Raw genomic sequence first — 26320 nt, 5'->3', positions numbered from 1 at the left:
GCCGCTACGCGAAGACGACGGTGCGCGTGCCGTTGAGCAGGACGCGGCGCTCGCTGTGCCACTGCACGGCGCGCGCCAGGGCCCGGCACTCCACGTCCCGGCCGACGGCCACGAGCTGGTCGGGCGTGACGCCGTGCCCGACGCGCTGCACCTCCTGCTCGATGATCGGGCCCTCGTCGAGGTCCGCCGTCACGTAGTGCGCGGTGGCGCCGATGAGCTTCACACCGCGCGCGTGCGCCTGGTGGTAGGGCTTGGCGCCCTTGAAGCTCGGCAGGAAGGAGTGGTGGATGTTGATGATCCGCCCGGACAGCGCCTTGCACAGGTCGTCGGAGAGCACCTGCATGTAGCGGGCCAGCACGACCAGCTCGACGTTCTCCTCCCGCACCAGCTCCAGCAGCTGCGCCTCGGCGGCGGCCTTGGTGTCCTTGGTGACCGGGTTGTGGTGGAAGGGGATGTCGTACGAGCCGACCAGCTCGGCGAAGTCGGTGTGGTTGGAGACCACGGCCGCGATCTCGACCGGCAGGGCGCCGATCCGGGAGCGGAAGAGCAGGTCGTTGAGGCAGTGCCCGAACTTGGACACCATCAGGACGATGCGCATCTTCTCGTCGGCGCGGTGGATCTGCCAGTCCATCTGGAAGGAGTCGCCGATCGCGGCGAAGCTGGCGCGCAGCTTCTCCAGGCTGACGGTCGCGTCGGCGCCGAAGTGCACCCGCATGAAGAAGAGCCCGGTGTCGTGGTCCCCGAACTGCTGGCTGTCCTCGATGTTGCAACCGGTCATGAAGAGGTAGCTGGACACCGCGTGCACGATGCCCTGCTTGTCCGGGCAGGAGAGGGTGAGGACGTACTGGTCGGGGGTACTGGGCTGCGAGTCGCTCATGACCTCATAGGGTCGCACATTCCCGGCCGTGATCCGTCCCGCGCCCGGAAAGCCCGCGCCTAAACCGGCGCCTGCCGGCCCCGCGTCATGATCGCCAGGACCTCCAGGGAGTGCGGCGGCACGTCCGGGTCCTCGCCGTCCGCCGCCGCCATCCGTACGTGCGCGTCGCGCGCGGCGCGCACCGCCTCCGGCCAGCCGTGGTGCTCCAGGTACGCGGTCACCGGCGCGTCCGGGCCGACCTGGTGCATGATCCGCAGCACCCGCAGCACGGCGACGTCGACGAGGGACGCCTCCTGGGAGTCGCGGAAGATCGTGCCGACGTACTTCTCGGCGGACCAGTTGTCCAGCCAGGTGTCCTCGACGAGCCGGTAGACGGCGTCGGTGACGTCCCCGTACCCCGGGCGGCCCGCCAGCCAGGTGTCCCGCTGGAAGCCGGGGTCGGAGAGCATGTGCAGCGCGGAGCGCACATTGCTGCGCCAGCGCCACCACGGCATGTCGTTGAGCGGCATGGCGCCCATGGTGGTCGAGCGACGGCCGCGACGGGAAGACTTCTCCGAACCTTGCACAGTATTCGATCGTACGTTCTCGGCCGGTGATCATCGCCGGCCCCCTGGAGTTCACCCCGCCGTCACCGTTCGTTGCGCGGACGTCACTCGCACGTTCCGGACGAAGCGGAAGGCTCCGTGCACATGACCGGACGGCGACGCCCCTCCCCCCGCCCCTTCCCCCGCGCCTCCGCAGCCGCCACGGCTGTCACGGCCTGCACGGCGGCCCTGGCGTCCCTGCTCTCGGCCTGCGGCTCCCTCCCCGGCACCTCCGGAGGTTCCGGGGAGAAGGAGCCGCTCACGGTGATGACGTGGGCGCCGGTGGACACCAAAGCGACCAATATGCCGGGTATGCCCGCCATGGCGGAGGCATACGCGCGCTGGGTCAACGCCCAAGGCGGCCTCAACGGCCACCCCCTCAAGGTCCTCACGTGCAACGAGCACAACGACTCGGTGGCCGCCGCGCGCTGCGCGCAGCGCGCGGTCGACGCCAAGGCGATCGCGGTCGTCGGCTCGTACAGCCAGTTCGGCCGCTCGTTCATCTCGCCGCTGGAGCGCAACGGCATCCCCTACCTGGGCGGCTACGGCGTCTCCGACGAGGAGTTCGCCAGCCCGCTGTCGTACCCGGTCAACGGCGGCCCGGCCGCCCTGCTGGCGGGCAACGGACGCCAGTTGTCGAGCGTCTGCGAGCGGGTCGCGCTGGTACGCCCCGACACCATCCAGGGCGACCAGATGCCGGCCCTCCTCAGCGCGGGCCTGTCCGACGGCAGCCGCGGCGCCGCCACGGACGTCCGCGCCCCCGAGGACGGCACCGACTACAGCGAAGCGGCCCGGCGCGCCCTGGACGGCGTGGGCGCCTCGGCGGGCGTGCCGAAGGGCGCGGGCGGCTGCGTGACGGCCGCCCTCGGGGAGCGCACCGACACGTTCTTCGACTCCTTCCGGCGGCTGACGCCGGGCGGCTCGAAGGTACGCATCGCCTCGGTCCTGGGCAGCGTCGGGCAGGCGCTGGTGGACCGCACGGGCGGCCGGTACGGGCCGCTGGAGGGCGCGTACCTGACCGGCTGGTACCCGGTCGCGAGCGACCCGCGGTGGAACCCGATGCGCAAGGTCGTCCGCGACCACGCCTTCAACGACAACCGCATCGACCCCGCCGACCCGGGCGTGCAGACCACGTGGATCGCCTACACGGTCCTGCGCGCGGTCGTCGCACAGCTCGACGACAAGGGCGTCGGGGACATCACGGCCCACTCCGTGCAGCAGGCGCTGGACCAGGGCGACCGGGCCGTGGACACCGGCGGGCTGACGCCGAAGCTGCGCTGGCGCTCCGACGACATGCTCGCGGTGCAGGACTTCCCGCGCATCGTCAACGGCCTGGTGACGTACCAGGCCGTACGGGAAGGGCAGTTGGTGGCGGCGAAGGAGGGCTTCGTGAACGTCACCACGACGCTGGAACGGCCGCGCGCCGACAGCTGAGCCGCCGGGAAGCGCCCGGCCCTCGCGGCGCGCACCGCGGCCTGCTCAGAGCTGTTCCGGGCGGCGTTCCGTCAGGCCGTACTTCTGCGCGATCGGGTTCCACAGCTTCGCCGCCTGCTGCTTGGCCTTCGTGGCCTGCCCGCTCGCCGCGTTGCCCTTGGCGGCCTCCTTGCCGCCGCGCGCCTTGCCCTTCGGGCAGCCCTTCTTGCCCTTCACCTGGGCCGCCCAGTCCGCGTAGTGGTTGTCGGCCGCCGCCGAGGACTTCCACGCCTCGTTGAGCGCCGCGGTCAGCTCGCCGCTGCCGGGCAGCTTGTCCACGGAGAGCTTGCCGAGGCGGTCCACCATCTGGTTGCGCTGCCCGGCGGCGTCCCTGAGGTTCTTGGCGGCCGCGTCGAGGTCGTCGCAGGACTTGATGCTGTTGACGGCGTCGATCACGGCGGAGCGGCTGTTGTTGCTGTCTTTCAGGAGCGTGTCGAGGTCCTTGGCCTGCGTCGCCACCGGATCGGCGGCCGACGGCTTGGCTTCACCGCCGCCCTTGGCACCCTTGTCGCCCTTGTCCGCGTCCTGGGAACTGCTGCCGGTGCTCTGCTGCTTCTTCGTCTCGCCGTCGTCGCCGCCGCTGATGGCCCAGCCCACGCCCAGCCCGGCGCCCACGAGGGCGACCACGCCGATGCCGATGACCGCGGCGGGCGCGAGGCGCCGGCGGCGGCCGCCACCGTCCGCGTCGTGGCCCGGCTGCGGGGCGTGCTGGTCGTACTGCTGCTGCCCGTAGGGCTGTTGACCGTACGGGCCGCCGGGCCGCGGCTGCTCCGGCTCGTCGAAACGGGGCAGCTGCGCGGTGGCGTCCGGGACTCCGACGGGGTTCGCCTGCGGCACGGCGCCGCCGGGCCCGGAGCGGAACAGGCCGTCGAACTCGGCCGGTGTCGCGCGCTCGCCGGGCGCGCCGGGGCGTCCGCCGAAGGGGGCGGCGGGCGGCGGCGCGGACGGTCCGGCGCCGGCGGGCGCGCCGCCGGCGACCGGCGGCAGGAACTGCGTGGCCTCGGAGTCGGCACCGGGCGGCGGCGCGGACGGCTTGATCGCGCGGAGCGTCGTGGTGGACTCGCCGGCCGTCTCGGGCCGGCCGCTCACCGGGCGCAGCAGCGCCGTCGATTCCGGGTCACCGGCGGCGGGCGGCATCGGCGCGCCGGCCTGCGGCGTGGCGCGGACGAGCTGCCCGTGCGGCGCCTGCTGTCCTCCGGCGGGCGGCGCCTGGCCGGCCTGCTGCGCGGTGAACGGGGGTAGCAGCGCGGTCGCTTCCGCATCCGGGACGGGGGCGGGGCCGTGCGCCGGGGGTTGAGGCTGGGGCTGGGGCTGCGCCGGGGGTTGGGGCTGCTGCTGGAACGGTGGCTGCGGCTGCTGAGCGTAGGGCTGCGCCTGGGCGTAGGGCTGCTGCTGGCCGTAAGGCTGTCCGGGAACGTTCTGGGCGGGAGGCTGCTGCCCGCCGTACGACTGCTGCTGGAACGGCGGCTGCTGAAACGGCTGCTGTCCGGGCGCAGGCTGCTGTTGCCCGGGCGCCGGCTGCTGGAACGGCGGCTGCTGCCCAGGCGCAGGCTGCTGGCCCGGTGCCGGCTGCTGCCCCGGCGCAGGCTGCTGGCCCGGTCCCCACGGCTGCCCCCAGGGCTGGCCCGCGGGCGGCGCCGCCTGCTGGTCGGGAGCCCACGGATCACCGTGCGCGGGCAGCACAACGCCCTCTCGCGCGGGCTCGCCCGCAGGATTGTGCGGGTCGCTGCCCTGTCCGCTCTGCGTCACCGGGACTCCTACGATCTGCTGACTTACGGAAGCGCGCTCACGCTACCGGGTCGCAGTCGCGTTCGACCATGTCCCCTGGTCACCGCCGGTTCGAGGCCGTTCGGAGCGCCGGGCGGGCCCACGCGGCCCGCCCGGCCGGAGGACGAGGCGGCCCGGGCGCCGGCGAGCCCTCCCCCCGGCTGCCGCGGGCCGCGAGTTCCGTTACGCGGCTGCCCGCAATTCCAGCCGGGCACCGAACTCCCGCACCACCGGCTCGTCCCGGTACGGCTCCAGCCGCAGCTGGAAGTCCTCCAGGTACTCCGCGCCGCGGTTCGACCGCAGCCCGCTCAGCAACTCCACGGCCTGTGTGCCGGTGTGGCACGCCTGCTCGATCTCGCGCTGCTGGACCTGCGCGCTGGCCAGCAGGACGAGCCCGATGGCGCGGCGCCGCGCCCGCCCCTCGGGGTGCCCGTCCACCGCCTCCTGCGCACGCTGGCGCGCCGGGCCAGGCTGGCCCAGGTCGCGGTGGCAGTGGGCGAGTTCGTCGGCGAGGTACGCCTCGTCGAAGTGCGTGATCCACACCGGGTCGTCGCCGGGCCCGGCGGCCGCGCCCGCGCGCTCCATCGCGCCCACGGCCCGGCCCGCCACGACCTGGAAGGCGCGCGCGTCGCCCATCAGGGCGTGCCCGCGCGCCTCCGCCGCGAAGAACATCGCCTCCACCCGCGGCGTGACGTGCCCGCGCGCGCCTTCCTGCGCGGCCTTCGCGAGCTGCGCGATCTCCCGCGGGTTGCCCAGCGACGCGGCGAGGTGGCTCATGCTGGCGGCCAGCACGTACCCCCCGTAACCGCGGTCGCCGGCCGCTTGTGCCAGCCGCAGCGCCTGGATGTAGTAGCGCTGTGCCAGCCCCGGCTGGCCGGTGTCGACGGCCATGTAGCCGCCCAGTTCGGTCAGCCGGGCGACGGCCGCGAACAGTTCGCGGCCGACCGACTCCCGGTACGAGCCGGCCAGCAGCCCGGAGACGACGCTGTTCAGGTAGTGGACGACGACCGGCCGGACGTGGCCGCTGCCGTAGCGGTGGTCCAGCTCGCTCAGGGCGGAGGTCATGGCCCGTACGGCTTCGACGTCCGAGATCCCCACGCGGGCCCCGGCGTTGCGGGCGACCTGCGGGTCGGCGCTGGTGATGAGCCAGTCGCGGCTCGGTTCGACCAGTGCGGAGGCGGCCACGGTGGAGCCGCTGAGGAAGTCGCGGCGGCCGACGTCGCTGCGCCACAGCTCACAGACCTGTTCGATCGCGCCGAGGACCGTGGGCGAGAACTGCAGGCCCACGCCCGAGGCGAGGTTCTTGCCGTCGGCCATGCCGATTTCGTCGATGGTGACCGTGCGCCCCAGTTTGCGCCCCAGCGCCTCCGCGATGATGGCGGGGGCGCGGCCGCGCGGCTGCTGGCCGCGCAGCCAGCGGGCGACGGAGGTCTTGTCGTAGCGCAGGTCGAGTCCGTGTTCGGCGCCGCACATGTTGACGCGGCGGGCGAGTCCGGCGTTGGAGCAGGCGGCTTCCTGGATGAGCGCCTGCAGCCGTTCGTTCGGCTGCCGCGCGACGAGTGGCCTGGCGGCCATGCTGCACCCCCTGATTACTGCTGCGCGTTCACCAGCGAACGCCGTACCCGTTGATCGATTCCCCGCGCATATGCCGGATATCCGGGATATCTCGGATGTGCGTGATGTCCGCCCGAGGGTTGACATCTGCCGTCCGGAGCCTGCGGACCGGCCGGCCGGCGGATCGCTCCGCCGGATTGCGGTGTCCGGCACGTCCCTGCTGCCCCGGTCTCCCGGTGGTCCTGCTGCGCCGTTCTTCGGTGGAGCGGTGATCTGGGGAATCGAGACGGGACCGGGCGGTCTCTCCGCCCGTCACGCAGGTGGCTACCCGTTCTCCCGGCGCTACCCCGCACGCGCCCCCGGGCATGCATCCATGCGCCCCACGTGCGGGAACGATGCGCCGGGGTGGTGCACATGTCGGCCGTAACCCTTGGTGACAGGGGAAGTTGTCCAGCACGTGGAAGACACCATCGGAGTCACAGGAGCCTCTCAGGTCCCCAAGCAGCGTGGCGAGCTGTTGATCGAAACTGCGGTGCGTTACGCCGAAGAGCGGCATTGGGACGTATTGCCCGGCGCATGGCTCGTGGACGACGGCGGGACACCGCGCTGCTCGTGCGGCGCGGCGGGCTGCGCCGCGCCCGGCGCGCACCCCACGGCAGCCGGTTGGGCCGCCCAGGCCACGGGCAGCGCGACGGCCGCCCGCCGCCTGTGGGGCAAGCAGCCGCACGCCTCCATCCTGCTGCCCACAGGCCGTACGTTCGAGGCGCTCGACGTGCCCGAGACGGCCGGCTGCCTGGCGCTGGCCCGTATGGAGCGCATGGACCTGCCGCTCGGCCCGGTGACCCGCACCCCGCACCGCCGGATGCTCTTCTTCGTCCTGCCCGGCGCCTCGGTCAAGGTGCCCGACCTGGTACGGCACCTGGGCTGGCCGCCCGCGACGCTGGACCTGGTCGCGCGGGGCGAGGGCGACTACGTCGCCGCGCCGCCGACGCGGGTGGGGGCGCACGGCGCGGTGCAGTGGGCGCGTCAGCCCACCGCCGCCAACCGGTGGCTGCCGGACGCGGAGGAGCTGATCAGCCCGCTGGCGTACGCCTGCGGGCGGGAGGTTGCAGCCGCACGCGGGCGGTAAGCGCCCCGGACGTGTGCCCGCCCGTATGGTGGAACGACGGACGGGGGCACGACCGGCCCCTGCGGGGACGTTGAAGGGCAGGGCCGGTGGCCAGCGAACCGGAACAGACCGACCAGGCGGCCGGAACCGGCATACGGGCGGACGCGCCGTCCGCCCGGCAGGACGGCGCGGCGCCGCCCGCCGTCCGCGTCCGGGGCCTCTGGAAGAAGTACGGCGAGCAGATCGCCGTCGCGGGGATCGACCTGACGCTGCCCGCCGGCCGGTTCATCGGCCTGGTCGGGCCGAACGGCGCGGGCAAGACCACCACCCTCTCCATGGTGACCGGCCTGCTCAGGCCGGACGCGGGGCAGGTGGAGATCGGCGGCCACGACGTGTGGCAGGACCCGGTCGCGGTGAAGTCCCGGATCGGCGTACTGCCCGAGGGCCTGCGCCTGTTCGAACGGCTTTCCGGCCGTGAACTCCTGTCCTATATAGGGCGGCTGCGGGGGCTGCCGGGCGCGGAGGTCGACAAGCGCGCCGACCAGCTTCTGGAGGTGCTGGACCTGTCCGGCGCCCAGAACAAGCTCGTCGTCGACTACTCGACCGGCATGCGCAAGAAGATCGGGCTGGCGGCGGCGCTGCTGCACAACCCCGAGGTGCTCTTCCTCGACGAGCCGTTCGAAGGCGTGGACCCGGTGTCGGCGCAGACCATCCGCGGCGTCCTGGAGCGCTACACCGCCTCCGGCGCCACCGTCGTCTTCTCCAGCCACGTGATGGAGCTGGTGGAGTCGCTGTGCGACTGGGTGGCGGTGCTGGCCGGCGGGCGCATCCGGGCGGACGGGCCGCTCGCGGAGGTACGCGGTGACGCGCCGTCCCTCCAGGACGCGTTCCTCGAACTGGTCGGCGCGGGCGGCCGCGAGGCCGGGCAGAACCTGGACTGGCTGGGCGGCGGAGGCGCCCGATGAGCACCTCCCGCACCGCGCCCGCCCGCACCCCGGCCGGCGCACCGGCCGCGGCGCCCAGCGTGTCCCTGACGCCGATCCTGGTCCGCCTCAAGCTCTCCCTGCTCCGCAACGGCCTGCGCCAGTCCTCCGGGCGGACCGCCGTGTACGTGGCGTCGCTGGTGGTGTCCCTGCTGTTCGCGGCGGGCATCCTGGCCGGCCTGATCGCACTGCGCAACGTCGGCCACGCGGGCGCGCTGGGCGTACTGGTCGCCGGGGTCCTGGCGCTGGGCTGGGCGGCGATGCCGCTGTTCTACCCGTCGGGCGACGAGACCCTCGACCCGACCCGGCTGGTCATGCTGCCGCTGCGGCCCCGGCCGCTGATCACCTCGTTGCTGCTGGCGTCGCTCGTGGGCATCGGGCCGGTCTTCACCCTGGCGCTCGTCGTCGGCTCGGTGATCATGCTGGCGCACGGCGCCGCCGCCACGGTCGTCGGCGTGCTCGCCGTCGTCCTGGTCGTCCTGGTGTGCGTGGCGCTGGCGCGGGCCGTGGCCACCGCCAACGTACGGCTGCTGACCAGCCGCCGGGGCCGCGACCTCGCCGTGCTGAGCGGCCTGTTCGTCGCGATCGGCGCGCAGGGCGTGAACATCGGCGCCCAGAAGCTGTTCGGGTCGGGGGCCGGGCTGTCGGCCCTGGAGCCCGCGGCCGGCATCGTGCGGTGGGTGCCGCCCGCCTCGGCGATGGACGCGGTACGCGCGGCGAGCGAGGGCTCCTACGGCCGTGCCGCACTCGGCCTGGCGCTGACCGCGGTGGCGCTCGTCCTGCTGCTGTGGTGGTGGCAGCGCACCTTGACGACGGTGATGACATCGCCCGACTCCTCCACGCTCCAGGCCGTCGAGAAGGACAGCGCACGCAAGCAGCGCTCTTCGGAGGGCGGCCTGCAACGGCTCCTGCCCGACGGCCGTACGGGCACGGTCGTACTGCGGATGATGCGCTACGCGTGGCGCGACCCGAAGTCCAAGATGGCCTGGGCGACGGCGCTGGGCGTGGGCCTGCTGGTCCCGGTCGTCTCGGCCCTCCAGGGCGGCGGCAGCATCTACACGGCGTTCTCGGCGTCGGCCCTGCTGGGCATGCAGATGTACAACCAGTTCGGGCAGGACACCTCGGCGTTCTGGATGGTGGCCTCGACGATCTCGTCGCCGCGCGACGCCTATGTGGAACTGCGGGCGCGGGCCCTGGGGCTGGCGCTGATCGGTGTGCCGTTCGTGACGGTGGTCGTGGTCGGCGCGGCGGCCTTCCTCGGGCCGTGGTCCGCGTTCGCCGACGTCTACGGCATGTCGCTGGCGCTGCTCGGCGCCATGGTGGCGACCGGCGCGCTGGCCTCGGCGCAGTTCCCGTACTCGATCCCCTCGGAGGGCAACAAGAACTTCGCCCCCGGGCAGGGTGCCATCGCCTGGTTCAGCCTGTTCGGCGGCATGCTGGCCAGCGCCGTGTTCGTCGCGCCGATGCTCGGGCTGCTGGTGTGGCTGCACGTCGCGGGGCTGCACGGCCTGTTGTGGGTGCTGCTGCCGGTGGGCGCGGCGTACGGGGTCGGCGTCGCGGTCCTGGGCATGCGGGTGGCCGCGCCGCGGGTGGCGGCGCGGCTGCCGGAGATCCTCACGGCGGTCAGCAAGGGGTGATCCCGCGCTCCGCGGCTCGCGCGGCCTGCGCGGCTTGACCTCAAGTTTGGTTCGGGTCCGAGGGTGTGGGTGATCGGCCGGCCATGAGGGCCGGCCGGTCCGCCACGAGGGGAGCCCCGCCATGCCCACACCCACGCCGCCACCGGCACCCGCCGGCACGGACCCCGCCCTTCCCCGCCCCGCACGCGCCCCGGGAGGGCGACGCGGCCGCCGGGACCACGGCGTCATGGCGATGGCGTCCGTCATCGTCCTCGGCTCGCTGATGACGGTCCTCGACACCACCGTCGTCAACGTCGCGCTCAACCGCCTCTCCGAGGACTTCCACGCGCCGCTGGCGGCGATCCAGTGGGTGGCCACCGGCTACACGCTCGCGCTGGCCACCGTCATCCCCGTCACCGCGTGGGCCGCGGGACGCTTCGGCACCAAGCGCCTCTACATGCTCGCCATCGGCCTGTTCGCCCTCGGCTCGGCGCTCGCCGGACTGGCCTGGAACACCGCGTCGCTGATCGCCTTCCGGGTCCTCCAGGGCCTGGCGGGCGGCATGGTCCAGCCGGTCGGCATGACGATCCTCCTCCAGGCGTCCGACCCGGCCCGCCGGGGCCGGGTGATGAGCGTCCTCGGCATCCCCGTCCTGGTCGGCCCCCTGGTCGGCCCGGTGCTCGGCGGCTACCTCGTCGACGAGGTCTCCTGGCGCTGGATCTTCCTGATCAACATCCCCATCGGCCTCCTGGCGTTCGTCCTCGCGGCCCGCGTCTTCCCGCGCGACACCCCCGCACCGGGCCGCCGCCTGGACCTCCCCGGCCTGCTGACCCTCTCCCCCGGCCTGGCGCTGCTCATCTACGGCCTGAGCACGGGCGCGGAGCAGCGTTCCTTCACCACCGCCGGCGCCCTGCTGCCCACCCTCGCGGGCGCGGTCCTGATCGCGGCGTTCGCCGTACGGGCCCTGACCGCCGAGTCCCCGCTGATCGACCTGCGGCTGCTGCGCGGGCGCCCGTTCGGCCCGGCCGCGGCGACCCTCGCCCTGTTCGTCTGCGGCTACTTCGGCTCGATGCTGCTCCTGCCGCTGTACTACCAGGTCGTACGGGGGCAGAGCGCGACCGGCGCCGGGCTGCTGGGCATCCCGCAGGTGCTGGCCACCGGCATCACCATGCAGTTCGCCGGGCGGCTGGCCGACAAGGTCCCCGCCGGCCGCCTCGTCCCGGCCGGCGCCGGGCTGGCCGCGGCCGGCTTCCTGGCCTTCACCACCCAGGTCGCGGCCGACACCCCCTACTGGATACTGGCGGGCGCGCTCGCCGTGATGGGCGTCGGAGTCGGCACGACGATGATGCCGACCATGGCCGCGGCCACCCGCACCATCGACCAGGCCCGCCTGCCGGCCGCCTCCACCACGCTGAGCATCATCCCCCAGCTCGCCGGCTCCGTGGGCGCCGCCCTGATGTCCATCCTCCTCGCGAACGCCATGGCCACCCGCCTGCCCGCGGCCGACGGCGGCAGCGGCGGCCTGGAAACCGTCCACACCCTGCCCGCCGAGTCGGTACGCGCCCTCGCGCCCCGACTCGCCGACGCCTTCCAGCACACGTACGTCTGGGCAGTGGCCCTGGTCGCCCTGGCCGTGATCCCCGCACTGCTGCTCCCGCGCCGGCAGCAGCAGCCGGGGTGACGGACGGGCAGAGGCGCGTCAAGTGCGGGCGGAGAGGGCCGCGTGTTCTTGTTCGGGGGTGTAGCCGAAGGGCAGCGGGGGCTCGCCGCGGGCGCGGTCCCAGGCCAGCACGTCGGCGGCCGTGACCTCCAGGGGCGTTGCCGGGAGGCCGGCCTCGCGGGCGCGGGCCGCGCTGCGTTGCTGGGTGGTCCAGTCCGCGCGGACGAGCGGGAACATCCGGGGCGCGCCGTCGGGCGACACCGGCACGATCTCCACCTGGGTGCCGGCCGCACGCGCACAGGTCTCGATCAGTTCGCCGAGTGTCGTCGGCTCGGCCGGGCCGACCGCGTGGAACACGCCGGGGCGGTCGTCGGCGAGCAACTGCACCACCAGACGGGCGAGATCGCGGGAGTCGACGACCTGCACGGGCTGCGCGGGGTCGGCCGGCAGCGCCACCCGGCCGCCGCGCGCGGCACGGCGCACCCAGTACGTGAACGTCTCCATCGTGTCGTGCGGCCCGGCGACCTTCCCCGGCCGCACGATCGTCGCCCGCGTCCCGTAGCGGGCCAGCACGTCGTCCTCGCAGGCCACTTTGAGCGGCCCGTACGTGGCCTCGTCGAGTTCCTCGGTGTCGCGTACGGGCGGGCGGCGCGGGGTGTTCTCGTCGCTTCCCGGGGCCACGCCCGTGCGTTCGTAGACGGCGTGGCTGGAGATGAACAGGTACCGGCCGACGCGGTCGCCGAGGGCGTCCATCGCCTGTCCGACGTGGCGCGGGACGTAGCCGCTGACGTCCGCCACCGCGTCCCAACTGCCGCCTTCCAGCGCGGTGTAGTCGCCGGTGTCCCGGTCGCCGATGAGCCTGGGCACCCCGGGGAACAGCTCCGGATTGGTCCGGCCCCGGCCGAACAAGGTCACCTCGGCACCCGAACGCAGGGCGTCTTCGACGATGGCGCGGCCGACGAAGGACGTGCCGCCAAGAACGAGAAGGTGCATGGACGGGACACTACCGACGCGTCAGGGCGGCAGGACGGATTCGAGGAAAGGTCCGAGCACGCCCCGCCACTCCTCGGGGGCCTCCCAGGGCAGCCAGTGGCCCGCGTCGGGGATCTCGGCATACACGCCGTGCGGGAGGACGCGGACCATCTCCTGGGCCTCGGCGCGGCCCAGCTCGCCGTCGAGGCCGCGGACCACGAGTGTGGGGCACCGCACCAGGGCGAGGTCTTCCCAGTGCGCGTCGTGGACCCACGTCTCGCGGGCGGTGAGCATCTGGTGGCGGGAGAAGACCGGGCGCCAGCCGTCCGCGCGCTCGGCCATGACCTCGGCGAAGAACTCGCCGCGTGCGGGCGTGGGGCGCTCCAGGGTCGGGTCCTCCTCGCCGAACCACCTGCGTACGTCGGCGAGCGTGGCGAACGGGACCGGCCAGGACCTGAACCAGTCCGCCCATTCCTGCTGCGAGGCCGCGCCCAGGGCCGAGGCGCGCATGTCGCAGACGACCAGCGCGCTGACGAGGTCGGGGCGGCGGGCCGCCACCTGCCAGGCCGTCAGGGCGCCCATGGAGTGGCCTATGAGGACGGCGGGTGCCAGCCCGAGCTGTTCGATGGCGGCGATGCCGTCGGCGACGTACGCCTCGCGGTCGTACGGACCCTCCGGGGGCTTCTCGCTGCGGCCGTGGCCGCGCTGGTCCAGGCCGACCGGGCGGCACCGGGAGCCCAGCCAGCGGGCGGTCTCGGCCCAGTGGGACGCGCGGCCCATGAGGCCGTGCAGGAGGAGCACCCCGGGGCCCCGCTCGCCCTCCTCGCCGCCCCGGCCTGCCTTCGGGGGGTCGGTGAACTCCCAGGCGGCGAGCCGCACGCCGCCGGTCCCTGTCACGTCGATGCGCCGCACCACGGGCCCTGGCACCCCCATTCGGTCCTTGAGCAGCCCCACACTATCGAACCCCTATTCGAATAGGCTGTTTCTGCGCCCAATAACCCTCGTACGGGTGACCACGCTCAAGGATTGCCGGTCTGCGCCGAGGGGAGACACGTAGCGGGAGGCGGGCCCCACCGGGAAGGGGGCCCACGGGGAAAGACCCTGGGAGCTCGGGGCTCCGGGTCTTGGCGGGGGGACATGGGGAGGCGGGGCCCCGGCTGCTCGCAGCGCCGGGGCCCTGGTTGTTCTCGGGGCCGGGAAACGTGCCGAAGTCGTCAAGAGCCGCCCCAGCCCTCACCCCAGCCCCCTTTCGACCCGGGAGGGCCGCGGCGGGCACGGCATGCCCCGTCCGCCCGCGGCCACCTGCTCCCAGGTCTCGGCGCCACACGTCGCGTTCCCACTGCCCGCACACATACGTCCGGACGCCTTCGCGGCCGGCCGCACGCATGCTCAGCGCCAGCGTGACACGCCTCGGGACGCACCGCTCGCGTTCCGCCAACTCCGCTGTCGCGCACCGGAGGTGACGGCCCGGCGGGACCGGCCTCCGCGCCAGGTCAGCCCGGGGCCGGCGGGGTGCGGCGGGTCAGCGCTTGGCCACGAAAACGTGCGCGGCGATCTCGGATTCCAGCTCCGCGGCCTCACCGCTGCTGCCGATGAGGACACCCGACGGCGAATCGGTCACGCTGACCACCGCGCCCGGCTGCACACCGGCCCGCCGCAGCGTGTACATGAGCTGGGCGTCGGCCTGGATCGGCTCGCCGATGCGGCGCACCACGACCGTCTTGCCGTCCGCGCCGGCCTCCAGGTCCATCAGGCTGACCATGCCCGCGTCCAGGAACGGGTCGGCCTCGGCCTTCTCGCCCAGCTCCTCCAGGCCCGGGATCGGGTTGCCGTACGGCGACTCCGTCGGGTGGCGCAGCAGCTCCACGACGCGGCGCTCGACCGCCTCGCTCATCACGTGCTCCCAGCGGCACGCCTCGGCGTGCACCTGCTCCCACTCCAGCCCGATCACGTCGACGAGCAGGCACTCGGCGAGCCGGTGCTTGCGCATGACGCGGGTCGCCAGCCGGCGGCCCTCCTCGGTGAGCTCCAGGTGGCGGTCGCCCGCGACCGTGAGCAGGCCGTCCCGCTCCATGCGCGCCACGGTCTGGCTGACCGTCGGGCCGCTCTGTTCGAGCCGCTCGGCGATCCGGGCGCGCATCGGGACCACACCTTCCTCTTCCAGTTCGAGGATGGTGCGGAGATACATCTCCGTGGTGTCGATCAGTCCGGACATGCGTGCCCCTTGATGTGTCGTGCGGTGGCCCTGACCTCAATTCTGACGCATCGCACCGACAACGGTCCCGCGTCGGCCGCCGCCGCGCCCGCCGGAGTCCCGCGTCGGCACCCCCGGCCCGGCGGCCGGGCGGCACCCGGGCGACATCCGGGCGGCCGGAAGGTGTCCACCCGGTCGTCGTCCGGCGCGTTCACCGTATTGACAGGGCACTGGTCCAGACCGCAACGTGATCCGCGCCACGGAGAAGTACAGAGAAGTACGAGAACCAACGTACAAGATCGTTGGACACCGACGAGAGGGGCCCCGCGGCGATGGGCGAGAGCAACCGGTTGGCCGGGAAGTACTTCGACGCCGCGATCGACCTGCTGCGCCGGGTGCGCGACGAGGAGGACGAGCGGATCGGCGCGGCCGGGACGCTGATCGCCGACACCGTCGAGGCCGGCGGCCGGGTCTTCGCCTTCGGCGCCGGGCACTCCTCCCTCGCCGCGCAGGACACCGTCTACCGGGCCGGCGGACTCGCCATCATGAACCTGCTGACCGTGCCGGGCGTCGTCGGTGTCGACGTACGGCCGGCGACGCTCGGCAGCGCGCTGGAGCGGGTGGACGGGCTGGCCGGTGCCGTGCTGGACACCAGCCCCCTGGAGGCCGGTGACGTACTGATCGTCGTCTCGCTCTCCGGGCGCAACTCCCTGCCCGTGGAAATGGCCGTGAACGCGCGGGCGCTCGGCCTGAAAGTCATCGGCCTGACGTCGGTGGCGTACGCGGAGCAGACCAGGTCCCGGCACGTGTCCGGCACGCACCTGAGGGACCACTGCGACATCGTCCTGGACAGCAAGATCCAGGTGGGTGACGCGGAGTTGACGCTGCCCGGCATCGAGGCGCCGTTCGCGCCCGCCTCGACGGTCGTCACCAGCGCGATCATGCAGTCCGTCGTCGCGACCGCCGCCGGCGTGCTCGCCGACCGCGGCATCGACCCGCCGCTGCTGCGCTCCGGGAACGTGGACGGCGGCCACGACTGGAACGGCCGGGTGATGCGGGAGTACGCGGACCGGATCTACTACCGGCAGTAGGGCGCCCCGGGCCCGCCGCGTCACCGTGGCGCCGGAAGACCCGCCAGGTCGAGGGCCGCGGCGATCCGGGAGGCGACGTCTTCCGCGTACGCCGCGTCCGCCCGGTCGAAGGGACGGCGCGAGGGCCCGCGCAGGAACGTCGCCACGCCCAGCGTCCGGCCCCGGCTGCGCAGCACCACGCACAGGCCGTGCACCGTGCCGTCCGGCCACTTGCGGGCCGCCGCCCAGCCCTCGGCGATCCCGGTGCCCGCACCGGCCCGCACCGAGCCGCACCGCTCCAGCGCCTGCCCTGCCGGGTGGCCCGCCGCGTAGGCCACCGGGATGCCGGTCGCCGGTACGGCCTCGGAGGGCCCCGGCGCACCCGCCGGCGAGGCGATGGCCCGTACGAGTGACGGCGTGCCCTCGGTGGAGGCGTCGGCGGCACCGCCCGGCCGCTCGCCCCCGCCCGCCACCACGTCGATCAGCCCGTGGTCGGCGAATCCGGCCAGCGCGAAGTCGAGGTGGACCGCCGCCGCCTCCATCGGGTCCTCGCACTCCCCCGCCGCCCGCCCGGCACGGTGCAGCTGCTGGGCGCGGAAGCGCAGCAGCGAGCCTTCCTGCTCCGCCCGCTTGGCCTCCGTGACGTCCTGGAAGAGCCAGCCCACGCCCAGCGGCACCGGCTCCTCCGCCAGCGGCGAGGCGAGCCGCAGGAAGCCGCTGCGCCAGCACCGGCGGGTCGGTTCGGCCTCGTCGGACCGCAGCGTCACCCACAGCTCGGCGGCGGCCGGCGGGGTGCCCTCCGCCAGGACGTGCGTCAGGGCGCCCTCCAGCTCCTCCACCCCTTGCGTCAGCAGGTCGCCCAGCGGGCGCCCCAGCACGGCCGTGCGGCCCATGCCGAGGGCGCGGGCCGCGTGCGCGTTGACGACCGCGGGCCGCAGGTCGGCGTCGACCAGCACGACGCCCCAGGAAGCGTCCACGAACAGCGCCTCGCTCAGGGCGATGGAGCGTTCCAGGTCGATCTGGGTGTGCGCCTCGCTGAACGCGCAGTAGACGCCCGCCGGGCGCCCGTCGGGGCCGAGGACGGCGGAGGACTGGGTACGGACCAGGACCCGGCGCCCGTCCTTGGTCAGCAGCGCGAACTCGTGGACCTGGCGCCCCGGGGACCGTGCCGCCGCCAGCAGCCAGGACTCCACCTCGTCCGCGTCCTCCTTGCGTACCGCCCAGCCGGTGAGCCCGGGCCTGCCGACCGCCTCGGCCGCCGACCAGCCGAGGATGCGCTCGGCCTCGCGGTTCCAGTGCGTGACCGTGCCGTCCGCCCCGAAGGCGCACAGCGCGGCGTCCATGCCGTCCAGCAGGGCGGCGAGCAGGCCGGAGTCCTCGTGGTCCGGCTGGGGCCCGGGGTCAGCGCCGGAAGGGTCGTTCGCGTGCGCGTCCTCCGGCGGCGGGCCCTGGTCCGCCGGCCGGCCCCGGCCCCCGGGCGGTATGGCCTCGGAGCGGTGCGACGAGGACGACGAGGACGACGAAGACGAAGCAGCCACTGGCACCCCCTACGAACGCGGTCGCACGTGCTGCATGCCGGATCATTCAACTGGAACGTGACGCAGCCCACACCCCATTCGCCGAAATCGCTGCCGCGGGAAATTCGGTTGTGCGGCCGCGGGGCCGGTTCCTAGGGTGTGAGGCACACGAGAAGGGAGGTGGTTCGGCAGATGATTTCGCACCGGACGCGTGAGGTGACTGCGGGCTAGCGGCCCGTCGTCGCACTCAGTGTGCAGCGCCGGACCAGCGCAGGAAACAACTGCGCAGCCGGCCAATCCCAAGCAGTCACCCGACCCGCGGGCTGCCGGTTCGTCCGACCGGCCTCCGCGCGCCCACGGCGCGCGGGGTGTGGCCCGCGGGTCGTCTGCGTTTGCGGGCCCGCGGCGCGGCCGCGGGCCCGGGCGCCCGCTCTCAGGGCGCAAGCCGTACGACGGACCAGCCGTCCCCGTCCCGGTCGTAGCGCAGCCGGTCGTGCAGGCGGTTCTCGCGGCCCTGCCAGAACTCCACGGATTGCGCGGTCACCCGGATGCCGCCCCAGTGCGGCGGCGCCGGGACCTGCTCGCCTTCGGGGTAGCGGGCCGCCAAGGAGCCGTACGCTTCCTCCAGTTCGGCGCGGGAGGCGACCGGCGCCGACTGGTCGCTGGCCCAGGCGCCCAGCTGCGAGCCGTGCGGGCGGGTACGGAAGTACGCGGCCGTCTCGTCGCGCCCGATGCGCTCGGCGGTGCCCGACACGATCACCTGGCGGGCGAGCGGGTGCCACGGGAAGAGCAGCGAGACGTGCGCGTTCTCCGCCAGGTCGCGGCCCTTGCGGCTGGTGTAGTTGGTGAAGAAGACGAAGCCGTGCTCGTCGAAGCGCTTGAGCAGTACGGTCCTTGAGCTGGGCCGGCCCGCCGCGTCGGCCGTCGAGACGACCATCGCGTTCGGCTCGTGCAGTCCGCTCGCGGCCGCTTCCTTGAACCAGCGCGCGAACTGGTCGTAGGGGCTGGGGGCGAGCTCTGTCTCGTCGAGCCCCTCGGCGCGGTACTGCGCCCGCATGGCGGAAGGGTCGAGTGGGTCCGGGGTGGGCGTGTCGGCGGGGTGCACGGCCACATCTTGCAGCATGCGGGCCCGTTGGGGCAGCCGGTGGCAGGGAAGTCTGCCCTTTGACGGCCGGGCGTAACCCTCCCGTAAGCGAATCGACCGGTGTGCCGGACGTCACGCTTCACGGCACGTGCCGGACCGGCCAAAATCGTCCCGCGAGCCACTGCGGCCCCACGACACCGCGGGATATCGTGTCCGCCCTGGAGTGATCGAAGTGACGTGTCCCGGGCGGGTCGCCACGGGTGACGGTCGGGTGACCAACGCCCGCGCGGGGCATGACGCCAGTGACCGGTACGGACCGCGAGCCCCTCGGCCGCGTAACCGGACCGGGAGACGGGCGGGCCGCACGGGCCCGGCCCGGCCGGATCGACCTGACAGATCTCGAACGCACGGCATCTTGGTCATGAGCCGCATCATGAGCCGCATGCCGTCCACATCTTGAGGAGCCGCCTGATGTCCGACTTCGTACCCGGACTCGAAGGAGTCGTCGCGTTCGAGACGGAGATCGCCGAACCGGACAAGGAGGGCGGCGCCCTCCGGTACCGCGGTGTCGACATCGAGGACCTCGTCGGGAAGGTCTCCTTCGGGAACGTGTGGGGGTTGCTGGTCGACGGGTCGTTCAACCCCGGGCTGCCGCCCGCCGAGCCGTTCCCGATCCCGGTCCACTCCGGCGACATCCGGGTGGACGTGCAGTCCGCGCTGGCGATGCTCGCGCCGGTGTGGGGCCTCAAGCCGCTGCTGGACACCGACGTGGAGACCGCCCGTGACGAGCTGGCGCGGGCCGCGGTCATGGCACTGTCGTACGTCGCCCAGTCGGCGCGCGGGCAGGGCCTGCCGATGGTGCCGCAGAAGGAGATCGACAAGGCCGGCACGATCGTCGAGCGGTTCATGAAGCGCTGGCGCGGCGAGCCGGACCCCAAGCACGTGGCGGCCGTGGACGCGTACTGGACCTCGGCGGCCGAGCACGGCATGAACGCGTCCACGTTCACCGCGCGGGTGATCGCCTCGACCGGTGCCGACGTGGCGGCCGCGCTGTCGGGCGCGGTCGGCGCGATGTCGGGGCCGCTGCACGGCGGTGCGCCGTCCCGGGTCCTCGGCATGATCGAGGAGATCGAGCGGACGGGTGACGCGACGGCGTACGTCAAGGGGGCGCTGGACCGCGGCGAGCGGCTGATGGGCTTCGGCCACCGCGTCTACCGGGCCGAGGACCCGCGGGCGCGCGTCCTGCGGCGCACCGCGCGCGAGCTGGGCGCGCCGCGCTTCGAGATCGCCGAGGCGCTGGAGAAGGCGGCCCTGGAAGAGCTGCACAACCGGCGTCCCGACCGGGTCCTGGCCACGAACGTGGAGTTCTGGGCGGCGATCGTGCTGGACTTCGCCGAGGTGCCGGCGCACATGTTCACGTCGATGTTCACGTGTGCCCGTACGGCCGGGTGGAGCGCCCACATCCTCGAACAGAAGCGGACGGGCCGCCTGGTCCGCCCGTCGGCCAAGTACGTGGGCCCGGGGCCGCGCGGTCCCGAGGCGGTGGAGGGCTACACGCTGCCTGCGTGATGGTGGCAGGGGCGGTGGCGGGGCGTTCGGCCCTGCTGCCGCCCCTTACTGCCGCCCCCCGTTCAGCACCGTGTCGAGGATGTGGGCCCACTGGGTGACGACGCGGTCGCGGCGGGGTTTGTCGTCGGTCAGGAGGTTGGCGAGGCCGAGGCCGCGGGCCATGTCCAGGAGGCCCTGTACGGTCTCGCGGACGCCGGGCACGGACTCGTCGGCGCCGAGGAGGGCGACGGCGGTGCGGTGGGCCTCGCGGCCCACGCGGGCCTCCAGTGCCGTGACCCGGTCGCGCAGCTGGTCCTCGTCCGACGCGGCGACCCACAGGTGGAGGGCGGCGCGGAACAGCGGGCCCGTGTAGAGGCCGACGATCTCCTCGACGATGATCCGGGTGCGGGCGGCGGAGCCGGCGGGCGGCAGGTCGTGGGCGACGGCCTGGAGCGCGCCCTGCCGCATCTCCGCGACGTGTTCGACGGCCGCCGTGAACAGATCCTCGCGAGTGCGGAAGTGGTGCTGGGCCGCGCCCCGGGAGACGCCGGCGCGTTCCGCGACGACCGCGACCGTGCTGCCGCCCCAGCCGCGTTCGGCGAGGCAGGAGACGGCCGCCTCCAGGAGGGCGCGGCGGGTGGCGCGGCTGCGTTCCTGCTGCGGTTCCTTGGGGGCGCGGGCCGGGGTCACCGTGCCCATGACGGTTCCCTGCGCTGGAGGAAGGCGGTCATGCCCTCGCGGGCCTCTTCGGAGGCGAACAGGCGCGCCGAGGTGTCGGCGAGGGCCGCCGTGTCGCGGTCGAAGGCCCGCAGGACGTCCGCCGTGACGAGTGCCTTGGAAGCCGCCAGGCCCTGGGGGGAGCCTTTGCGCAGACCGGCGAGTACGGGTTCCAGCGCGGCGTCCGGGTCGTCGGCGGCGAGGGTGATCAGGCCGGTGCGGGCCGCTTCGGCGGCGTCGAAGCGTTCGCCGGTGAGGTAGTAGCGGGCCGCGGCCCGCGGGTCCATGCGGGGCAGCAGCGGCATGGAGATGACCGCGGGCGCGAGGCCGAGGCGGGCTTCGGTGAAGGCGAAGGTGGCGCCGGGCCCGGCTGCGGAGAGGTCGCAGGCGCCGAGGAGGCCGAGGCCGCCGGCCCGTACGTGCCCGGTGACCTTGGCGACGACGGGTTTGGGGAGTTCGACGACGGTGCGCAGGAGGCGGGCGAGGCCGAGGGGGCCGGAGGCCGCGGCAGCGTCCGGGTCCGTGGCTTCCGTCAGGTCCGCGCCGGCGCAGAACGTCGTCCCGGTGTGTGTGAGCAGCACGGCCCGCGTGCCGTCGTCGGCGGCCGCGGCCGCCAGCGCCGCGTGGAGTTCGGCGACCAGGCGCCGGGAGAGCGCGTTGCGGTTGTGCGGGGAGTCCAGGGTGAGGGTGGTGACGCCCCGCTCGCGGGCGTGCCGTACCAGCGGGGCGTCCGGCGCGTGGTCCGGTGTCGCGTCGGTCATGAGGCCGTGGAACTCCTTTCCCTGGCGCGCAGTTCGCGCCGCAGGATCTTGCCGGTGGCGGAGCGTGGCACGGCGTCCGTGAACTCCACCCGCCGCACTTTCTTGTAGGGGGCGACCTGCCCGGCAACGTACGCGACGATGTCGTCCTCGGTGAGCCGGGCCCCCGCCTCGCCGCGCTGCCGTACGACGTACGCCTTGGGGATCTCGTTGCCGTCCGCGTCGGTGACGCCGATGACCGCGGCGTCCGCGACGCCGTCGTGGGCGAGCAGCACCGCTTCGAGGTCGGCCGGCGCCACCTGGTAGCCCTTGTATTTGATCAGTTCCTTGACGCGGTCCACGACGTAGAGCCAGCCGTCGTCGTCCACCCGCCCGATGTCGCCGGTGTGCAGCCAGCCGTCGGCGTCGATCATGGCGTCGGTCTCCGCGGGGCGACCGAGGTAGCCCTTCATGACCTGCGGGCCGCGGATGAGGATCTCGCCGCTCTCGCCGGTGCCGAGGTCCTTGCCGGTGTCCGTGCAGCGGATGCGCATCTCGGTGCTGGGCAGCAGCTTGCCGACCGTGCCGGGCGGCGGGGCCACGGCGTTCAGCGGCACGGCGTGGGTGCCGGGCGAGAGTTCGGTCATGCCGAAGCCCTGCATGACGTACGGGAGGCCCAGGCGCCGGGCGCAGGCGTCGGCGAGCCGGGCGTCCAGCGGGGCGGCGGCGCTGACGACGAAGTCGAGCGAGGACAGGTCGTACCGGGCGACGGAGGGGTGCTTGGCGAGGGCCAGGACGATGGGCGGGGCCACGTACACCGCGTTGACCCGGTACTTCTCGATGGTGTGCAGGAAGGGTTCGAGGTCGAAGCGGGGCAGCACGACGACGGTGGAGCCGTTGCGCAGCGGGGCGTTCAGGAGGGCGGTCAGCCCGTAGATGTGGAAGAACGGCAGACAGGCCAGGACGCGGTCGCCGGGGCCGCTGCCGATCAGTTTGTCGAGCTGGGCGAGGTTGGTGGCGATGGACCGGTGGGTGAGCATCACGCCCTTGGGCGTGCCGGTGGTGCCGGAGGAGTACGGCAGGACGGCCACGTCGCGGGCCGGGTCGGTGCGGACGGCCGGTTCCGGCGCGGTGGAGGCGATCATGTCGCGTACGGAGCGGTGCCCGACCGCGCCGTCGCAGACGAAGACCTCGGTGATGCCGCCGGACTGTTCGGCGGCGCTGCGGGCCGTCTCCAGCAGCGGTGAGACGGTCACGATCCAGTTGGCCTCGGAGTCGCGCAGTTGCTGTGCGAACTCGCCCGAGGTGCACAGGGGGTGGACGGTGGTGACGGCGGCGCCGCAGCGGGAGGCGGCGTAGAAGACGGCCGGGTAGGCGATGGTGTTGGGGCTGTGCAGGGCGAGGACGTCACCGGGGCGCACCCCGGCGTCGGCCAGCGCGGCGGCGATGCGGCGGACGGCGCCGTCGAGTTCGGCGTAGCTGACCGTGGTGCCGTCCTGGCCGTCGATCAGCGCGGGCAGGGCGGCGTGCTCGACGGCCGACCGGCCCAGCACGGCCTCGTGGATCGGCAGGTCGACGGGCGCGACGTCGGCGTACTCACTGTGAAAGAGCATGGCCATCCCCTCAGCAGCGGCGCTCGCCCGGTGCCGGTGCGGGCGCGGGCGGGCGCCTGTCCGTGTGCGTGCAGCATCGCGGTTGCGGGTGCGGTTGTCAGTACGGCGACCGCGATGCCGGGGGCGCCAGGTCAGTAGGACTTCGGCAGGCCGAGGCTCTGGTGGGAGACGTAGTTGAGGATCATTTCCCGGCTGACCGGTGCGATCCGGGCGACGCGGGCCGCGGTGATCAGGCCGGCCAGGCCGTATTCGCGGGTCAGCCCGTTGCCGCCGAGGGTGTGCACGGCCTGGTCCACGGCCTTGACGGCCGCCTCCCCGGCCGCGTATTTGGCCATGTTGGCGGCCTCGCCCGCGCCCAGGTCGTCGCCCGCGTCGTACAGGTGGGCGGCCTTCTGCATCATCAGGCGGGCGAGTTCGGTCTCGATGTGGGCCTGGGCGAGGGGGTGGGCGACGGCCTGGTGGGCGCCGATGGGTTCCTTCCAGACCTGGCGGGTGCGGGCGTAGTCGACGGCCCGCCCGATCGCGTATCGGGCCATGCCGAGGGCGAAGGCGGCGGTCATGATGCGTTCGGGGTTGAGCCCGGCGAAGAGCTGGAGCAGCCCCGCGTCCTCGTCGCCGACCAGCGCATCGGCGGGCAGCCGTACGTCGTCGAGCGTCAGTTCGAACTGCTTTTCGGGTGCGCCCAGTTCCATGGCGATCTGGCTGCGTCCGAACCCGGCGGCGTCGCGCGGGACGATGAACAGACAGGGCTTGAGCTTGCCGGTACGGGCGTCCTCGGTGCGGCCGACGATCACGGTGGCCTCGGCGATGTCCACGCCCGATATGAAGACCTTGCGCCCGTTGAGGACCCACTCGCCGGTGGCCGGGTCGCGGCGGGCGGTGGTGGTGATGCGGTGCGAGTTGGAGCCGGCGTCCGGCTCGGTGATGCCGAAGGCCATCTTGCGGGAGCCGTCGGCGAGGCCGGGCAGCCAGGTCCGCTTCTGTTCCTCCGTGCCGAAGCGGGCGATGACGGTGCCGCAGATGGCGGGCGAGACGACGAGCATGAGCAGCGGGCAGCCGGCCGCTCCCAGCTCCTCCAGCACGATGGAGAGTTCGGCGATGCCGCCGCCTCCGCCGCCGTACTCCTCGGGCAGGTTCACCCCCAGGTAGCCCAGCTTGGCGGCCTCGGCCCACAGGTCGTCGGTGTGCTTGCCCTCGGCGACGACGCGGGCGAAGTACTCGCGTCCGTAGCGCTTGCCGAGCGCGGCGACGGACGCGCGGAGGGCGCGGTGTTCCTCGGTCTCGATCACGGGGTTGCTCACGGGAACTCCTTCAGGGGGAGGAGGGCGTCGAAAACCTGTGTCTCACTCGGTGACGACGGCCAGCGGCGTACCGACCTCGACCTGCTGGCCGGCCTTGACGTGCAGGGCGGTCAGCGTGCCGGAGGCGGGGGCGGTGATCTTGTGTTCCATCTTCATGGCTTCGAGCCAGAGCAGCGGGGCACCGGCCTCGACGCGGTCGCCCTCGGCCAGGCCGTCCGCCACGCGTACGACGGTGCCGGGCATGGGCGCGAGCAGCGAACCCGGTTCGGCGCGGGCGGAGGGGTCGGGGAAGCGGGGCAGGGCGGTCAGGGTGCGGGAGCCGGCGGCAGAGTCGACGAAAACCTGGTCACCGTGGGGGGTGACGGTGAACTCGCGCCGTACGCCGCCCACTTCCAGCACGACGCGCCCGTGCGCCGCCGACAGCAGCCGTACGCCGGGAAAGTCCTCGGCGTGCAGCCCTTCGCGACCCAGCCGGTACCGGATCTCGTGCTCGGTGCCGCCGCAGGCGTACGTCTTGGTCTGCGGCTGCGACGGTACGTTGCGGAAGCCGCCGAAGCGGGACCGGCCGTGTGCGTCGGCGAGGGCGGCGGCCAGTGCGCACAGGCCGGTGACCGTGGCGTCGGGTGCCGCCGTCAGCTCGTCCAGGTTGCGGTCGTAGAAGCCGGTGTCCAGGCCGGAAGCGGAGGCGAACCCGGGGTGGCGCAGGGACCGGACGAGCAGGTCGCGGTTGGTGACCGGACCGTGCACGCGGGCCCGTTCCAGCGCACCCGCCAGCTTCCGTACGGCCTCGGCGCGGCTCGGCGCCCAGGCGATGACCTTGGCCAGCATCGGGTCGTAGTGGACGCCGATGACGGTGCCGTCCGCCACCCCGGAGTCGAGACGGACCCCGCCGGGCACGGACAGGTGGTGCAGCGTGCCGGTCTGCGGCTGCCAGCCCGCCGCCGGGTCCTCCGCGTACAGCCGGGCCTCCACGGCGTGGCCGTGCGGCGCGGGCGGCTCGTCCGGCAGCGCTTCCCCCTCGGCCACCCGCACTTGCAGGGCGACCAGATCGACGCCGTACACGGCCTCGGTGACCGGGTGCTCGACCTGGAGGCGGGTGTTCATCTCCAGGAAGTGGGCGTGGCCGGTGGCGGAGACCAGGAATTCGACGGTGCCCGCGCCGCGGTAGCCGATGGTGCGGGCGGCGTCGGCGGCGGCCGTGTGAAGGGTGGCGCGCAGTTCGTCGGAGAGGCCGGGCGCTGGGGCCTCCTCGACGACCTTCTGGTGGCGGCGCTGGAGGGAGCAGTCGCGGGTGCCGAGCGTCCAGACCGTGCCGTGCGCGTCGGCGAGGACCTGCACCTCGACGTGCCGGCCGCCGATCACGTACGGCTCGGCGAAGACCTCGCCGTCCCCGAACGCCGACGCGGCCTCGGCCCGCGCCGCCGCCAGCTCCCCCGGCAGGTCGGCCAGTTCCCGTACGACGCGCATGCCGCGCCCACCGCCACCCGCCGCCGCCTTCACCAGCAGCGGCAGATCGGCGTCCGTGGCCCGCTCCGGGTCGACGGGGGCGAGCAGCGGCACCCCGGCCGCCGCCATCAGCTCCTTCGCGCGCGTCTTGGACGCCATCGCCTCGATCGCGGCGGGCGGCGGGCCGACCCAGGTCAGGCCCGCGTCGGCGACGGCGGCGGCGAAGCCCGCGTTCTCGGAGAGGAAGCCGTAGCCGGGGTGTACGGCGTCGGCTCCGGCGGCGTGCGCGGCCTTCACGATCAGGTCGCCGCGCAGGTAGGTGTCGGCGGGGGCGCTGCCCGGCAGGCGTACAGCGGCGTCGGCCTCGCGGACGTGCGGCGCGTCGGCGTCCGCGTCGGAGTACACGGCCACCGTCGCGATGCCCAGCTCCCGGCAGGTGCGGAAGATCCGGCGGGCGATCTCGCCACGGTTGGCGACGAGGAGGGAAGAGATCACAGGT

21 protein-coding genes are annotated in these 26320 nt (G+C 73.6%); 7 read left to right on the top strand and 14 right to left on the bottom strand.

Translation table 11 applies throughout. The features are described from left to right. Positions 1 to 4: 4 nt before the first annotated feature. Both purU and ACH4OW_RS15380 read right to left on the bottom strand, forming a co-directional pair. Positions 5 to 877: a formyltetrahydrofolate deformylase gene (purU, locus tag ACH4OW_RS15385; protein ID WP_398027979.1), complete on the bottom strand. Its 873-nt coding sequence runs from the start codon at positions 875 to 877 to the stop codon at positions 5 to 7. 59 nt (positions 878 to 936) lie between these two features. After that, positions 937 to 1386 (bottom strand): hypothetical protein, encoded by a 450-nt coding sequence (locus ACH4OW_RS15380; protein ID WP_360125898.1) that lies wholly within the window; start codon positions 1384 to 1386, stop codon positions 937 to 939. Positions 1387 to 1566: 180 nt separating this feature from the next. Between ACH4OW_RS15380 and ACH4OW_RS15375 the strand changes: the two genes are divergently transcribed. Then, a complete protein-coding gene (locus ACH4OW_RS15375) occupies positions 1567 to 2895 on the top strand; it encodes an ABC transporter substrate-binding protein (RefSeq protein ID WP_398027977.1) in 1329 nt (442 codons plus the stop codon). A 45-nt stretch (positions 2896 to 2940) separates the two neighbouring features. Here the strand turns inward: ACH4OW_RS15375 and ACH4OW_RS15370 are convergent, their stop codons facing one another. Further along, on the bottom strand, positions 2941 to 4683 hold the full coding sequence (locus tag ACH4OW_RS15370; protein ID WP_398027975.1) for a hypothetical protein: 1743 nt from the start codon (positions 4681 to 4683) through the stop codon (positions 2941 to 2943). 201 nt (positions 4684 to 4884) lie between these two features. Continuing rightward, positions 4885 to 6276, bottom strand: a complete 1392-nt coding sequence (locus ACH4OW_RS15365) for a transcriptional regulator (RefSeq protein WP_360125892.1) — start codon at positions 6274 to 6276, stop codon at positions 4885 to 4887. Between the two features lie 436 nt (positions 6277 to 6712). Here ACH4OW_RS15365 and ACH4OW_RS15360 point away from each other — a divergent pair, with 436 nt between their 5' ends. From ACH4OW_RS15360 to ACH4OW_RS15345, 4 genes are all read left to right on the top strand, one after another. Then, entirely contained in the window at positions 6713 to 7384 is a 672-nt protein-coding gene (locus ACH4OW_RS15360) for a bifunctional DNA primase/polymerase (RefSeq protein ID WP_360125890.1), read from the top strand. A gap of 131 nt (positions 7385 to 7515) precedes the next feature. Further along, positions 7516 to 8328: an ABC transporter ATP-binding protein gene (locus ACH4OW_RS15355; RefSeq protein ID WP_360126037.1), complete on the top strand. Its 813-nt coding sequence runs from the start codon at positions 7516 to 7518 to the stop codon at positions 8326 to 8328. Beyond that, complete coding sequence (locus ACH4OW_RS15350; protein ID WP_398027972.1) at positions 8325 to 9983, top strand: transporter; 1659 nt, start codon at positions 8325 to 8327, stop codon at positions 9981 to 9983. The genes ACH4OW_RS15355 and ACH4OW_RS15350 overlap by 4 nt, the downstream gene beginning before the upstream one ends. A 121-nt stretch (positions 9984 to 10104) precedes the next feature. Next, a complete protein-coding gene (locus ACH4OW_RS15345) occupies positions 10105 to 11643 on the top strand; it encodes a DHA2 family efflux MFS transporter permease subunit (protein ID WP_398027970.1) in 1539 nt (512 codons plus the stop codon). 18 nt (positions 11644 to 11661) lie between these two features. Here the strand turns inward: ACH4OW_RS15345 and ACH4OW_RS15340 are convergent, their stop codons facing one another. The 3 genes from ACH4OW_RS15340 to ACH4OW_RS15330 form a co-directional block, all read right to left on the bottom strand. After that, entirely contained in the window at positions 11662 to 12615 is a 954-nt protein-coding gene (locus ACH4OW_RS15340) for an NAD-dependent epimerase/dehydratase family protein (RefSeq protein ID WP_398027968.1), read from the bottom strand. Positions 12616 to 12636: 21 nt separating this feature from the next. Further along, a complete protein-coding gene (locus tag ACH4OW_RS15335) occupies positions 12637 to 13509 on the bottom strand; it encodes an alpha/beta hydrolase (protein WP_360126034.1) in 873 nt (290 codons plus the stop codon). Between the two features lie 607 nt (positions 13510 to 14116). Then, the gene (locus tag ACH4OW_RS15330; RefSeq protein WP_360125884.1) at positions 14117 to 14809 is read right to left on the bottom strand and encodes a metal-dependent transcriptional regulator; all 693 of its coding nucleotides are present in this window, start codon (positions 14807 to 14809) and stop codon (positions 14117 to 14119) included. Between the two features lie 311 nt (positions 14810 to 15120). Between ACH4OW_RS15330 and ACH4OW_RS15325 the strand changes: the two genes are divergently transcribed. Further along, positions 15121 to 15879 (top strand): SIS domain-containing protein, encoded by a 759-nt coding sequence (locus ACH4OW_RS15325; protein WP_360125882.1) that lies wholly within the window; start codon positions 15121 to 15123, stop codon positions 15877 to 15879. 20 nt (positions 15880 to 15899) lie between these two features. Here ACH4OW_RS15325 and ACH4OW_RS15320 read toward each other — a convergent pair whose 3' ends face one another. Then, on the bottom strand, positions 15900 to 17396 hold the full coding sequence (locus ACH4OW_RS15320) for a PAS domain-containing protein (RefSeq protein WP_398027965.1): 1497 nt from the start codon (positions 17394 to 17396) through the stop codon (positions 15900 to 15902). Positions 17397 to 17808: 412 nt separating this feature from the next. Then, the gene (gene pdxH, locus ACH4OW_RS15315) at positions 17809 to 18498 is read right to left on the bottom strand and encodes a pyridoxamine 5'-phosphate oxidase (protein WP_398027963.1); all 690 of its coding nucleotides are present in this window, start codon (positions 18496 to 18498) and stop codon (positions 17809 to 17811) included. 432 nt (positions 18499 to 18930) lie between these two features. Here pdxH and ACH4OW_RS15310 point away from each other — a divergent pair, with 432 nt between their 5' ends. Continuing rightward, on the top strand, positions 18931 to 20028 hold the full coding sequence (locus tag ACH4OW_RS15310) for a citrate synthase 2 (RefSeq protein ID WP_398027961.1): 1098 nt from the start codon (positions 18931 to 18933) through the stop codon (positions 20026 to 20028). 45 nt (positions 20029 to 20073) lie between these two features. Here ACH4OW_RS15310 and ACH4OW_RS15305 read toward each other — a convergent pair whose 3' ends face one another. From ACH4OW_RS15305 to ACH4OW_RS15285, 5 genes are all read right to left on the bottom strand, one after another. Next, positions 20074 to 20706: a TetR/AcrR family transcriptional regulator gene (locus ACH4OW_RS15305; protein ID WP_360125878.1), complete on the bottom strand. Its 633-nt coding sequence runs from the start codon at positions 20704 to 20706 to the stop codon at positions 20074 to 20076. Next, positions 20694 to 21485, bottom strand: coding sequence for an enoyl-CoA hydratase family protein (locus ACH4OW_RS15300; RefSeq protein WP_398027960.1), 792 nt, complete (start codon positions 21483 to 21485; stop codon positions 20694 to 20696). The genes ACH4OW_RS15305 and ACH4OW_RS15300 overlap by 13 nt, the downstream gene beginning before the upstream one ends. Next, complete coding sequence (locus tag ACH4OW_RS15295) at positions 21482 to 23074, bottom strand: 4-coumarate--CoA ligase family protein (protein ID WP_398027958.1); 1593 nt, start codon at positions 23072 to 23074, stop codon at positions 21482 to 21484. The genes ACH4OW_RS15300 and ACH4OW_RS15295 overlap by 4 nt, the downstream gene beginning before the upstream one ends. A 131-nt stretch (positions 23075 to 23205) precedes the next feature. Continuing rightward, positions 23206 to 24375, bottom strand: a complete 1170-nt coding sequence (locus tag ACH4OW_RS15290; protein ID WP_398027956.1) for an acyl-CoA dehydrogenase family protein — start codon at positions 24373 to 24375, stop codon at positions 23206 to 23208. A gap of 42 nt (positions 24376 to 24417) precedes the next feature. Then, positions 24418 to 26316, bottom strand: coding sequence for a biotin carboxylase N-terminal domain-containing protein (locus ACH4OW_RS15285; RefSeq protein WP_398027954.1), 1899 nt, complete (start codon positions 26314 to 26316; stop codon positions 24418 to 24420). Positions 26317 to 26320: the final 4 nt, after the last annotated feature.

The organism is Streptomyces sp. NPDC017056, from assembly GCF_044332485.1.
GTDB lineage: Bacteria > Actinomycetota > Actinomycetes > Streptomycetales > Streptomycetaceae > Streptomyces.
The sequence above is the reverse complement of the archived record's forward strand: the minus strand, read 5'-3'. Positions and strand labels throughout refer to the sequence as shown.